Raw genomic sequence first — 14401 nt, 5'->3', positions numbered from 1 at the left:
TGGTATTCTGAAAAATAATCAACCGTTTGATTGTAATTTGGTTAAATAACTTGTTGACATGAGAGACAGTATCTATGGATTAGAAATCACTAAAAAAGTTAAGAAAATAGGGTAAATTCCTAAAATATACTATAAAAATAGAGAGATTACCCATGAAAAAGAATATAACAGAATTATTTTGCCTAATCGACGATTTTTGCAATTGATTGTTCACTGTTAAATCATTGTATATTAAACTAAGAATATAAAAACTGCAGTCTTTGTACTCTTTTAATTAATTGTTTTGTATATTAATATAAAATTTATTTTTTTAGTATAAAATCGCACAATTATTTATCATCATAGGTTTTATTATGAGTATTGAATCTTTCTGTAAAGATCTTGGAAGAGATTGTGAAGCTTTTAGCAAGGGTTTGTTATATGGTTTTCAATATGGGGTTACAGAAGCTAAAAAGTTAGATGACGCTTCTAAAGTAAATGATTTAAATCGCGGATTAGAGGAGCTACCCACACTAACAGATAGTGCATACCCTGCAGCTGATCCTATAATTTATATACAAGAAGATCATCACTTTGTGTAAATATACCTTATCAGTATAAATATCGGAGGTTTTATTATGGGTATTGCATCTTTCTTTGAAGAGCGTGGCCGGGAATTTTTAAATCTTAGCAAGTGGATAAGGTTTAAACGCGGAGCTGAGGAGCTATACTTCTCTTCAGCAGATAATTCTGTTAAAAATACAATACCCGAAGTTCCTGCAGGTATATTAGAATATACTGCAGATTATACCACACCCGAAGCTCATATAGTAATATAAATTAAGCTTACAAAGACTGCAGTCTTTTACTTATATCTTACCTTAAGAAAATTCTCTATAATATAGAGCATAGTATTAACCAAATATTTTGGTGGGCAAAATTTTTTCTATTAGCACAGACGACTCCTTTTTTGATGTGCTGGCACAACATGTATTTTCTGAGTATAGCACAGAAGAAATATCTGAATTGAAGATAATCATTCCTTGCAAAGCGGATGTAATAGCACTGCTGAACGCATTCAAAAACTGTAATTCTAAAAGGTGTATAATTCTACCAGAGATTATCTCATTGGAAAATATCGATGAAGAAGATTTAATATTAAACCTCGATAAAATTGCGGTAATCAACCCCACAAAGCGAATACTTCTGCTGATTGAGTTTATATTAAAGTGGAACGAGGAAAATAACGATAACCTCCCCGTCGACTTAGCTTATGATCTTTCATCACTACTTAATACCATTCAAACAATGGGATCTTGCGAATATCCAAAAAAAGCCGAGAATTTCGTAAGTTTACTACTAGAAAGCTGGAGTAAAACTTTAAAAGATTTAGGGGTAATGGACATATTGGAACACAAGAATAATTACATCAACAATATGGCGCTCTCATTACAGGAGAATCAGCAGATTATTTTTGTTGGTATTGGTAAGGATGAAATCTGCAAGTCCTTAATCAAAGCAATATATCATTTACCACATGGCAAGGTAATTTTACCTAATCTTAATTTAAAAATTAAAGAAAAAGATTGGCAATCGCTCGACAAAAAACATTATCAATATTGCCTCAAGAGCTTATTGGATTATCTAAACACAAGTAGAAATAATATCGAATTTTTGGGTACAGAGTCCGATGAAATGATTGATTATGCTTTTGATACCACAGCTGATCTAAGCAAAGTTAGTAGTCAAAACACATATGATAAAGTTGAAATTATAACTTGCGACTCTGAGGAAGAAGAGGCACAGGTGATTGCATTAATCATCAAAAATGAAGGCTGTGAAAATGTGTCATTTTTTATCAGTAATCAACTGCTTGCAACACGCGTAGCATGCTTGCTTGAGCAAGATCATGTAGAAGATTATCCATATATCACGCTTTTGCTCTATAGTATTGAGGCATTAACTTCAAACTGGAACAGTGTCGAACTGCTTTCACTGCTTAAACACACGCTAGTAACCTTTGGTTACACTAGAGAAGAATATAGTAAAATATTATCGGAATTTGAAATAGAAATATTGCGTAATTTCAGCATAAGCGACCTTGCAGGGATTATAAATATCGTCAACAAACATAAAAAAGTAAAATATAAGGAAGATATATTGATGATTATCAATAAGTTACAGGAAATATATAATCCTTTACTTGATGTAGTAAATTGTTCTATTTTCGCAGTAGCTACAGCACATTTACAATGCGTTGATGTGCTTTCTGATTCGCATTTTAATAATGAGTTTGCAACTCACTTCCTTACTGCCTGCAAGGATATAAAAATAAAATGCTCCTTAGAATTATATAGAAAAATGCTCACTCTATTTCTTAAAAAGCACCTTTCTCCAAAAGCAAATAACCTAAGCTTACATAAAAATAAAGTTGTAATACTTACAGATTTCAATGAAGCACCTAAAAATTCATTTTTAAACTCACTTATGGGAGATGTACAAGAAGAGCAAGGATATTTTCTCTATACCTTATACAATTTATTCTGTGCACGTAAGATCTATGTTACAAGGTCACTAAATCATAGAAAGTCAATTCTGTTACAACGCATTGAGATGCTGTTTCAAACAAAACAACCTTATCGAGACTGGCTAAAAATGCTCAATACGCCTGAATATGTGATACCCTGCATGCAGCCTATGCCAACACCAACAGCTGAAGTGAGAAAGAAAAAAATGCAAACAATATCGTGCAGTGCAGTGGAAAAATTAATCCGCAACCCTTATTCATTTTACGTTGAACATATACTCAATCTCAGAAAATTGCGAGACCTAAACTTTAAACCATCAATATTAGAGTTTGGCATCTTAGCGCATAACATCTTCGAGCAATACTCACACAATAAAGACAATGATTGTATGAATATTGCAAAAAAAGAGTTTTTTTCTAGCCATTTTAACTTCTCAAATATGTGGTGGATAAGGCTACAAAAAATCATTCAGTCTTTTGTTGCACTTGATAAAACTAGAAGTCAGTGTATTGAAGTAGAAAAAAGCTTTTCTCTTTTCATTTTAGAAGAAATTTCACTCACAGCAAAATGCGATAGAGTTGAACATCTACCAGAGAACCAAGCAGCAATTATAGATTATAAATTGGGCTCACCACCTTCTAACAATGAAGTTATGTCGGGATTTTTTCCGCAATTAATTTTGCAAGCCTTGGGAGTGGAATATACCACCAAGAAAAAAGTTTCAGAACTTGCTTACTGGAAATTCAATTATGATCAAGTAAGTATCACTTCCTTACAAGGTTATAGAGAAAAAATGCAAGAATTTCAGGATGTTTTACCTATTTTCTTATCTAATTATTTAAATGAAAACACCCCATTTATTGCATCACCATATTTGGACAAATTCTTAAGATTCAATAGTTATGCGCATTTAGAAAGGATCAAGGAGTGGTTGTAAGGCCAACTATAGCTTTAACTATAGTTTTGTTAGTTTTGATCATAATACGGTCAAAAATTCCCAACACTCTTTTTAATAAATTTGGAGTTAATGAAGATATAAAGTTCACAAATACATTGCTGTTTTTATCATCTCCATGGGCTTTATAATCTATTGCCACAACTCCCCTACTCTTTCCACCGGTAAGAACTTTTCCGATTATAGGTATCTTAGACACAAATTTATTGACTGAATATGCTGGTATTACCTGTCCTGTGATCTGAAATTTATGATCTTGAACGTTCAGTTTACCACTCGCTGTAATACCCAATTCTGCTCCTTCTAACCAAGATTCTTCGATTCCAATAATGCCATTGCTGTATGAAAAAGGCGCATTAAACTTGTAAAAATATATACCTCCCCTGTTAATGGCGTTTACAATGCCAGGTAGTGACGATAGTGAAAGTAAAGTAGTAAGTAGCGGTGCGTCTTTAATGTAAAAATTACTAATAGAAACCATACCATAGTGTGTGTTATCCCCTCTTTTAGTAGAGAAATAAAAAGATATTCTTCCACCTTTAACTGTTTTATTAATACCCAAAGAACGCAGGAGCATTCCTGCATTATTTGCATAAACTTCAAGCCCTATACCGCTGTATTTCGCTAATATATCGCTGCCGTCTTGCAAAAACTTCCCTGTAAATTGACTGCCACTGCAATCACCTTGGGTGCAGGTTAAATTTAATTGAGCATTGTTGATGATAATATCATCTTTCATAATCATATTATCAACATCCATTCTAACTTCTATGTCTCTCTGTGAATCACTGTCACTTTTAGTAAGCAACTCTAAAATATCACTGAAGTTAATCTTCTCACCATAAATCATTACAGAACTTTTTTGCTTATTTGCTTTAATCTCCATATTAAAATCATTATCAGGTAAATTAAAATTACTAGAGTTTAAAGATAAAATTCCATCTTCTACCTTGCCATTAAGCCTGATATTTAAATTATTTCCTGTCACATCTATCTTATCTACTGATAGTTTATCATTACCTTTCAATCCTATAGAAAATGCAATTTTATTACGATCTTCAAAGCGATTTTTCCACCCTAGATAACTTGCACGCGAGATTAAATTTGATAAATCTATATCACCACTAATAGATCCTGTGTCATCTGAATTCACTACTGATTCTACATCTATATTAACATAACCATCCGCATTTATTATCTGAGCTGGAAAATCCCCAGTAAATCTGCAAGTATGATTTTTATTACGCTCCTTGCAGTTAAACTGCAGCTGCTTGTTATTCACTAACCCACCACTATTTAACTCTAAAAAATTGCTACCAAACTTAAGATCAACATTATATTTGCCAATGTCTGATTTATAAATAATTAAGTCATCAATTTTAGAATGGATATTGCCTAAAAAATCTACTGCTTTATTATCAGCATTTAAGTTAAAAACTTGAAAGCTGAATTCAGATTTTGCAGCGCCACTAACCTTATCCCTTTCAATTGCGACAATTTTATCTAATTTAGATTTAATAGGTTCATATAATGCATAGGCATCACTTACCGCTTGACCATGAATAGTGAACACTGAATCTTCCTTATCAATAGAGTTCATTTCAATGTCACCACTGTTGACAGCAAAACCCTGAAATTTAGCATCATTTATAGTAATTTTGAGATTATTACTCTTTAACTTTAAACTGCCATTTAACTTTTCCACTGGCGCAAAATCATCATCGAACTTCACACTGCCATTTTCTATATCGGCAATAACTGTAATGTCCGACAAATTACCACTATTGATTTTACCACTGAAATCTATAATTGTGTTCAAAATATCGCCGGCAATATTACTGCAATACCAATTTTTAAACTCATCATTCACCATGCCATCTGGTACATATGTGCATAGGTCTTGCGTTGCAAATTTACTAATATTAGCTCTAAGTGAAGCATGATTTTTGCTAAGGTATATTTTGCCAATCAAAGACAGGTATATATCATTGAATTTGAAGTGGAAGTTTTTTATATCAAGAACCCGATTGTGATAGGCTAGTTTAACATTAACATTAGACCTCTTTTGTAACTCAATTTCTGATGGCAATTTTGTTGTCGAAGCGGGTGTTACACTGAGTATATATGTTTCTCCATCTAAAACTTCTTTTTCATTCATTTTGAACGAAAAGCTACCTTTAAGTTTTACATCCTTACTTAACTCATGGTTTTTAGTTAACATGCAAAATTCATCAAGTAATCCTAATTTTAGATTATAAAACGCACCATATACACTTAACAAGTTATTGTGGTTTTTTATTGTAATAGATAAATCATCTACCATTCCCTTATCGTTTTTTGTATAAATATGAATATTTAAATTTCTTTTCTTACTTATATATAATTTATCGATATAAAACTCATTCTTTGTATCCTTATTCACTACCATATTAGTAAATTCAATTTTTGAGTTTTCATCCAGGCCAAAAAACAATTCTCTTACAACCTTTAGTGAATCACTTAAGTTAAAATCAGCAGCTTTAGTTTCTTTGTTATCAACGTATACATGCACATTATCAGCTAAAATATGAGAAAAATTTGCACGAGCTTTAAATAAAGAACTTAACTTAAAGCGTATAAAGAGCTCAGGGACTTTTATAGTGAAATCACGATTTTTTATTGATAATTCCGTAATTATTAAATATGGCTCTTCACCTTTCTGCCAAGTAAATGAAGTATTTTGTATGCTTACTTTTGCATCAGTCGATATTTTTGATACTTTGTTCTTTATATAAAAATTGATGTAATTAACATTTATTTTTACAGAATCCTTACTTTTTAAATATGCAACAAAACACGATAGAAATAATAAAATGATCAATAACAGAACAGCAATTTTTTTAAGCATTATCTATTGCTTTTCTCGCTAAAGTATCAGCTGCCTCATTATATTTATCACCATTGTGGGCTTTCACCCAGTGCCAATTAATCTGATGCTGTGAAGAAATTTCGTCCAATTCTTGCCATAGCTCCATATTCTTCACTGGCTTTTTATCGCTTGTTCTCCAACCATTTATTTTCCATTTTTTTATCCACGCTGTTATACCATTCTTAATATAGAGGCTATCTGTATATAGATTAATGTTACAAGAGGTCTTTAATGCCTTTAACCCATTAATCACCGCCATCAATTCCATTTTATTATTTGTGGTGTTTTCTGCTCTGCCACAGATATCTTTTCTTTGATCTTGAAACAATATTACCGCTGCCCATCCTCCAGCACCAGGGTTACCAGAACATGCTCCATCTGTATATATTGTTACCTCTTTCTTATTCATCTTTATTGCTTAATCAATAAAGTATACAGCTACCTTTATCAGATTTCAACTTTAAGGTCTAACAATAATTGCTAGACCTTATAAAAATTACCTATCTATCCAAAATATTTCATCCGGCAATAGATTTACCTTTTGCAGTATCATGCTGTTGCACACCAGGTATATCATCCAGTGCAGTTTTTGGATTATCAGCAGCAGTATTATTTTGCGTGCTATCAGCTGTAGGAGTGCTATCAGGTTGCTTAGGAGTAACTGTCTGAGTAGCAGCATCACTCTGCGTACTGTTAACAGCATTGTTTTGTACACTGTTAACAGCTACTTCATTGGGTGCAGGGTTGCACACTAAAGTTTCACTACTCCTTTCCATTTCTGCTGCATTTTTAGAAAAGCACAGCTTGAATGATTCACATAGACACAAACCATTAATATATAACTCTTTATTTTGCTTTGTCCATTCCAACACACATTTTAAACCTAGATTGTCAACCTCCTTACCATTTACTTTATAACCACGCAATGCTATTATACCTTCATGACTCACACCTACAGTCATCTCGAACTTTATATTCTGATCAGCATCTTTCTCATCCTTAATTTTCACATCCCAAGTGATTATCATGTCATAATTTGCGCCTTTTTTAAACTCATAATTTCTTATATTAATATCATCCTTTTTACCTCTACTGGCAACTACTTCCTCATTAGAACCATGGAATATCCTTAATGCACCTATCTGTTTTTCCTGTTGTAAAATATCACTAACTAGTGTGTGCTCCCTTTCATGTTTCCTGAGTAAAATATGCAAAGTATCCAAGCCATCATCATTCTTCTCATAAAAAGCAAGATAATCCTTGTAACCCTTAAAATACTTTTCTATCAATCCGCCTGCTTTCTTTACAGCTTCGAGACTGCTTGTTATTACATTTTCATCTATATATTGAATAACCATTTTATATTCAAAGAGAAAAAAACAAAGCTGAACTTGTGTAATGCTCAGTCCATGAATCAGTGATGAAAAGTCAGTTGCCTTCTCAAATGCTGCTCTAAATCGCTTTTTTTCTTCTTCATTACCAAGAGCAAACTTCTCATCTTCAAGTACTTTAAATAAAGCCTCAACTTTTGTAATTGTCTGACTACCCACATCACCTTTAACTTCTTCAGTCTTTGTGCCTGCATCCTTTTCCACAACCGGAGGATTAACAAGCTCCTCTGTATTTTTAGTATTTTTGCTACTAAGCATAATACACCCCCTTTTTAAGTTTTATAATTGATATATTTATTATATTATTAGCTTAAAAAACAATCAAGCTATTTTTCTAATAATTTATTTATATTAATCGCAGGATAATATATTATTCAAGACTGTCAAGTAGATAAATTGAACTTGTAATCGATAAAAGTTTCATAACTCTACTAACCGACACCATTATAACCAGGCAAATCCTTGCTCAGGGCCCCTATTGAGAATTTTTATTCAGTAGAAAAAATAAATTATTATGCTGAAATAGAGTGTCATAATATAAACCAATATAGTATAAAAATTCATCATTTTTATAATAAAATTTCATGCTATAATTCCCACAATCAAATTAAATCTCAATCTCAAGCCAAAACGTTTTCGTCGATTTCGATATCAAAAAACTCTTGACATAGGTTGATTAATCATTTATAATATAAGTTCCATTCTCTTTAATTAAGGTCTGTGGCAGTTTGCCCACTAAAGCTGTCACGGACGGCCTTAATTTTCACCAGCTCTTAAGGGGAATGCAGCTTTTATTTTCATTTTTTAATTTCATTTCCGACAGATTTTTCATTTCATTTTTAGCTTATTTTCAGGCTTATTTTCAATTGGAGGGTTATTATGACATCACTTACTAGAATTGCGCATCGTATTAATGAATTAGCTTGCTCATGGGAGCAATTCAAATCAATGAATGATCGCAGACTACAAGAGATTGAAAGCAAAGGGTATGCTGATTCTTCAACAGTTGAGCAGTTGAGTAAAATCAATACTACAATTGATAGCTGCAAAGAGCGCTTAGACTTAATTGAAACTGCAGATCAACGTCCAGAGGTAAATGCAGATTTGAATATCAGCAACAATGCAGGCAGCAAAGAGATTGCTGACTATATTCGCAAAGGAATGCCAAGCGATTTATCAAAGAAAACCCTCAGTAGAGATACAGACAGTAACGGAGGGTATTTCATTACGCCACAGATCATGAAACGCATATACAAAAGCGTCACTGATTCATCGCCAATGCGGCAAATATGTTCTAGTCAGAAGATTTCCACTGAAACATTAGAGTGCATCATAGAAGGTGGTGATCGCGCTGAAGCTGGTTGGTCAGGAGAAACAATAAATTCAGGTGGCAGAATCGTAACTAAATATAATCTAACGCAAGATACGAGAACACCTCAAGTCAAAAAAATCTCTATAATGACTTATGAATTATACGCCCAACCGCAAATATCACAGAGATTGCTCGATGATGCATTTGTTGATGTTGAAAGTTGGTTGATAGACAATGTTGCTGAAACTTTTGGCACAAAAGAAAATGCAGCCTTTATTAAGGGCAATGGTAGCTTTCAGCCTAAAGGAATTTTGGCTTATGATGATGAGATAGAGAAAGTTACAAATAACCAATTAGATAGTGATGCCATAACGACATTATATTATTCTCTAAATGAGTATTATGCAAAAAATGCATCGTTTCTCATGAATAGAAGCACATTAAAGAGTATTCGATTGTTAAAATCAAGTTCGACTGGTCAATACCTCTGGCAACCCAGTTTATCACTCAATGTTCCAGATACCTTAATGGGAGTGCCGGTATATCAATCTTCTCATATGCCAACACCACCAAATGAAAAACAAATAAAAGATGAAGATTATTTACCGATAATTGCAGTTGCTGATTTCAAACAAGCTTATAAAATAGTAGATAGTAAAGGAATGACAATATTGCGTGATCCCTATACAAATAAGCCATATGTGCGGTTTTTTATCACAAAACGCGTTGGTGGGGAAGTTATCAATACCAATGCAATTAAGCTGCTAAAAATACACGCTCCAGCATAATAATCTTTAAAAATCTCCCCTAAAAAAAGAAATTTGACAAGTAAAAGTTGGCATGATATACTGAAGTCATATTTAATTTTTTATTAACAGGAGATAATATGTTAAAGGAAGCTTTAAAGCGTGGTGCTGATCGTACAGGAATTTCATGGTTGTTCGGGAAACTTTCATCAGGTGGTAAGTGGTTTGCTGATCATACAGGAATTTCATGGTTGTTAGGAAAATTTTCATCAGGTTGGAAGTGGTTATTTAGTAGTAAAACAGATGCTTATGCTCCACTACACTCAGAGGAGGAAGAAAAATCCGCAGAACAACAAACAAAACCATCACAAACTCCCGTTCATGGAGTTGATAACTTTCTTAAAGTTGAGGGCAACCGTTTGTACTTAAATTTAACAGAAGAAATGCTTGAAAAGTGCAAAGATTGTAAAAATTCTGAAGGCACAATTCTTTTGCTTATCGAGCATGAAGGGAATGAATTTTACGTTACTGGTACTCTTGATGAAAAAAAGCATAGAATTGTTATAGAAGATATACATGACATATATCATGGCGTAAACAAAGTTAAAATAAGTGATATTCCTATTGGTAATCAAGTTGATGGTGTAGAGTTCGTTCCTGTAATAAGGGCTCTGTCAATATTAGAGAAAAATGCTCATGGTCAATATGTGAACAGAGGCACCATCTTGAATATGGTAGCTGCAGCAGCCAATGATACAGGGGTTGTAGTGAAGGTATCAAGTGACCAATCAGTAGCTCGAGCTGCAACATCAGAGCAACAACCTAAAGTCAAACCTGCACAGCCAAATAGTGCACCAGTTGTAGATCAAACTACAACGCCAAAGCAACCTAATGCTCAAGAACCACAAGCTCAGCATCATAGTGGCTGCCTTTCAATTGAAAGTACGATTGAGACTACGAAAGATGGTGATAAAAAAGAGGTTCGTCACTTGGTACTAAGTATGACAGATGAAGTTTATAAAATATACAAAAAGTGTACACATCCTGATGATGCAAGTAAGGTTGTTGTATATGTCAAGTGTGATCACTTTGAATGTCGCATTGTTGGTTCTTTTGATGAGGAGCTCAGTGCAATAGGAAAGTGTAGTGTGATAAAGGTAAGTGCAATATCAAAGAAAAATAGTGTTGGTAGGTACAAAAATAGTAATACAATACTTGTTGCAGGCGATATTGACCACGTGAAAAAGATTCTAGGATGGAGTAATCATATAAAGATGGATGCAGTAATGGTATCTAGTGAACCATTTGTCGCTCAACCAAAGCAACAACCTGCACAGCCAAATAATGAACCTGTTGTAAATCAAACTACAACGCCAAAGCAACTTAATGCTCAAGATCCACAAACTCACACTGTTATGCTTGATGTTGGTTACTTTATAGGTGAGGGTGATAACTTGGTATTAAATATGACAAGTGAAAGATATCAAGAGCTCAAGGGTTCTACATATCTGTATATCAAGAATGATAAAGCTGAACATCGCGTTACTGTAAGTGGAAATTATAGCTATCATGAAGACAGCGGCCGCTATGATGTGCATATAACTTCAATAGTAGAAATTAAAGGTGGCGTGCTATATGAGTCTGAGAATATTGTAGAAGATGTGAAAAAACTCCTGAAACCAGGAGTAGTAGCATTTGTAGAAAGTATTAGTACAAAATACAGCGGCAAATCCCTTCACGTGGTGCAATGCCCTCCTCTGGTAACAGGTTATGTGAGAGTTGATGATGACAAATTGATATTTGTGATAGAAGATATATCTCCTGAAAGGTATGAAGGTTATATAAATTCTAAGAATACGAAAGAGCATCTTTTCTTTATACAATGTGGAGGAAAAGAATATCGCATTACTGGTGTTCTTGATGGAAATGTTGTAAGCATAAATTCAATAGTGGAAATGGAGAATGGCATGGAAAAAGGTGAGATTTTTTGCCCTGCTGATCACATGGAAATTATCAAAACAAAACTTGGATTGTTAGATGAAAAGTTAAATTGCACTGTAACACATCATACTGCTTCTAAAATGCAGCAAGATGTGAAGCCTGTGGTAGCAGATACAATGACAGCAAGTAGTGCAAGCGTATACTCTGATGCTCAATCAACACCTGGTTCAACTGATGCTGAAATTAAAAAAGAAGGTATGGTTAATGGAGTAGCATCTGATCAATCGATAGGAGACTCTGACTCTGAATATGACTCTGATACAACTATTACAAACGCTAGCTTATCTACGATGATAAAACCTAGTGCAAACAAAGGTTTCTTTCATGTTTATAGTTCAGTTATTGCAAAAAAAGAATTAAAAAAATCTGATTCAATGACAGCAAGTAGTGCAAGCTTCTTTTCGGCAACATCTGGTGCGAGCGATGATTCAGAAACACTTAGTTTCACTGATGCTCGATCGACAAGAGACTCTGACTCTGATACAACTATTACAAACGATAGCTTGTCTACGACGATGAAACCTAGCGCAGGCAAAGATTTCTTTGGTGCTTATAGTTCAGTTAACCATTGCAAGGTAATAGCTACTATTCCAGAAGCTCCTTACGGGCCAGCAGAAATGCAAAAACCTCTAAAACAACAAGTAGAAGCTATGAAAAATGGAGAGGCAGAGTTGCACGTTTCTCCAGAATTATCTAAAGCCTTACATTATCTGCATAAGGAAAGTCTTGAAGGAGATAAATTACTTCATAAAACAGTACAAAATTCATTGTCTAAAACAGGTGGCGAAAAACCAGACTCATTGTTTACTCCAACGGTGGTTGATGGTAAGTGTAAGTCTTTAGTATAAATCCATAAAAAAGGCACCTTAAATAAGGTGCCTTTTTTTATATATACACAAAAACAATTAATCATATAGAATTAATAAGTATGATTTTTTCAATGATGTTTTATCTCATAATTTCAGTTAGCTGTTTAATGTTATCCACAGTTATATTGATAAAAAATAAAAAATTCGTCGGAGAAAAGTCAATGCTCGAGGGCAATCTGCGAAAATTGGAAGATGAATTACAAGAAACACGAAAAAACTTATCCACAAAAAGCGAAGAGGTAGTTGACTTAAAAATAAAACAAGCAGAGCTTGAAATAACTCTACAAAAAGAACGTGATGAGAAGAAAAAAGAAGTTGAATTATTAACCAAAGCAGAGGAAAGATTAACCAATACTTTTAAAGCACTTTCTCTTGATGCCCTGCAGGTAAATAACAGTAATTTTCTCAATTTAGCCAAAGAGGCAATCGATAGCAAACTGAAAGAAACAGAGAACGACTTCAAAAAAAGACAAGCAACCATTAATGAAGTTGTCACCCCGATAAAAGAAAAATTAGAGAAATTCGATAATGAAATACGCGAACTCGAGAGAGAAAGAGTGGGCGCTTATGAGGGATTGAAAGAACAAATTGGCGCTCTGATGAATCAAACTTCCAGTCTCGCCAACGCTTTAAGAAAGCCGCACATCAGAGGAAAATGGGGTGAAATGCAATTAAAAAGAGCTGTTGAAATGGCGGGCATGGTTGAGTATTGTGATTTCTTAATTCAGCCATCAGTAATTGATAAAAACAACGATAATTTATTGCGTCCTGATTTAATAATCAAGATGCCTTCAGGAAAACAGATAATTATAGATGCTAAAGTACCGCTCGATTCTTATCTTGACGCCGTATCGCAAAGTGACCTGCAAATACAAAAGGAAAAATTAAAGGACCACTCATTAGCAATAAAAAAACATATAAGTGAACTCGGAAAAAAGGAATATTGGAATCAATTTGATAATACACCAGAACTTGTCGTCCTATTTCTGACCGGAGAAGGTGCTTTTAGTGCAGCATTGGAATATGAACCGGCTTTGATAGAAATTGGCGTGGAAAAAAAAGTCATCATTGCAACGCCGATCACTTTAATTGCCCTACTGAGAGCAATAGCCTATGGTTGGAAACAAGAAATGATAGCTGAAAGTGCGAAAAAAATTAGTGAATTAGGGCATATATTATATGAGCGCATTTGCACTATGGGTGAAAATTTTGACAACTTGCGTAGAAGTTTAAAGAGCGCTGTGGAAAATTATAATAAAACTGCAGGTTCGCTTGAAGCAAGGGTGTTTCCTGCCGCTCGCGAATTTAATAAACTTGGTATACACGCAAAAAATAAAGATTTGGGCATCGTCAGAGAATTAGAATCTGTACCACGCAATTTACACGTTGAAGAATTAGAGTTGGAGTAGCAAGCGAGCTATGGTAATCCATAGCTCTTGCCTTGCGCAACTATTGCACCCTACAGCTTCCTTTGCTATGTGAGACTGTTACATCATCTAAATGAGTTTTCGTAGTCTCAGAAGATGTCTTGAAAAGAAATGAAAAGATAAATATACTAAAGCAAATGTAGAATTAAGAGGTAAAAAAATGTATCCAAGTGACATAAGTGACAAAGAATGGGAAATACTAGAGCCATACGTTGCACAAGGGGCAATAGGAAGGCCAAGAAAACACGATATTAGAGCGATTATTAATGCAATAAGATATATAAT

General features: G+C 33.9%; 9 protein-coding genes. 6 read left to right on the top strand and 3 right to left on the bottom strand.

All coding sequences use genetic code 11. The features are described from left to right. Positions 1 to 353: 353 nt before the first annotated feature. The 3 genes from IC220_RS03915 (at position 354) to IC220_RS03905 (ending at position 3444) form a co-directional block, all read left to right on the top strand. Positions 354 to 581, top strand: coding sequence for a hypothetical protein (locus IC220_RS03915; RefSeq protein ID WP_188153263.1), 228 nt, complete (start codon positions 354 to 356; stop codon positions 579 to 581). Between the two features lie 36 nt (positions 582 to 617). After that, entirely contained in the window at positions 618 to 818 is a 201-nt protein-coding gene (locus tag IC220_RS03910) for a hypothetical protein (RefSeq protein ID WP_188153262.1), read from the top strand. Positions 819 to 909: 91 nt separating this feature from the next. Further along, positions 910 to 3444 carry a PD-(D/E)XK nuclease family protein gene (locus IC220_RS03905; protein WP_188153265.1) on the top strand — a complete coding sequence of 845 codons (2535 nt, stop codon included), beginning with the start codon at positions 910 to 912 and terminating at the stop codon, positions 3442 to 3444. Here IC220_RS03905 and IC220_RS03900 read toward each other — a convergent pair. The 3 genes from IC220_RS03900 to IC220_RS03890 all read right to left on the bottom strand — a co-directional run bounded on the left by IC220_RS03900 (position 3428) and on the right by IC220_RS03890 (position 8019). Beyond that, positions 3428 to 6349 carry a YhdP family protein gene (locus tag IC220_RS03900; protein WP_188153261.1) on the bottom strand — a complete coding sequence of 974 codons (2922 nt, stop codon included), beginning with the start codon at positions 6347 to 6349 and terminating at the stop codon, positions 3428 to 3430. The genes IC220_RS03905 and IC220_RS03900 overlap by 17 nt on opposite strands. Then, positions 6342 to 6779: a ribonuclease HI gene (rnhA, locus tag IC220_RS03895; RefSeq protein WP_188153260.1), complete on the bottom strand. Its 438-nt coding sequence runs from the start codon at positions 6777 to 6779 to the stop codon at positions 6342 to 6344. The genes IC220_RS03900 and rnhA overlap by 8 nt, the downstream gene beginning before the upstream one ends. Positions 6780 to 6888: 109 nt before the next feature. After that, complete coding sequence (locus IC220_RS03890; protein ID WP_188153259.1) at positions 6889 to 8019, bottom strand: hypothetical protein; 1131 nt, start codon at positions 8017 to 8019, stop codon at positions 6889 to 6891. Between the two features lie 621 nt (positions 8020 to 8640). Here IC220_RS03890 and IC220_RS03885 point away from each other — a divergent pair. The 3 genes from IC220_RS03885 to IC220_RS03875 all read left to right on the top strand — a co-directional run bounded on the left by IC220_RS03885 (position 8641) and on the right by IC220_RS03875 (position 14098). Then, positions 8641 to 9861: a phage major capsid protein gene (locus IC220_RS03885; protein WP_188153258.1), complete on the top strand. Its 1221-nt coding sequence runs from the start codon at positions 8641 to 8643 to the stop codon at positions 9859 to 9861. A gap of 98 nt (positions 9862 to 9959) precedes the next feature. Beyond that, positions 9960 to 12668, top strand: a complete 2709-nt coding sequence (locus IC220_RS03880; protein ID WP_188153257.1) for a hypothetical protein — start codon at positions 9960 to 9962, stop codon at positions 12666 to 12668. 92 nt (positions 12669 to 12760) lie between these two features. Continuing rightward, complete coding sequence (locus IC220_RS03875) at positions 12761 to 14098, top strand: DNA recombination protein RmuC (protein ID WP_188153264.1); 1338 nt, start codon at positions 12761 to 12763, stop codon at positions 14096 to 14098. The last annotated feature ends 303 nt before the right edge of the window (positions 14099 to 14401 follow it).

The organism is Wolbachia endosymbiont of Pentalonia nigronervosa (assembly GCF_014534705.1).
Lineage (GTDB): Bacteria > Pseudomonadota > Alphaproteobacteria > Rickettsiales > Anaplasmataceae > Wolbachia.
This window is presented reverse-complemented; position numbering and strand designations above follow the sequence as displayed.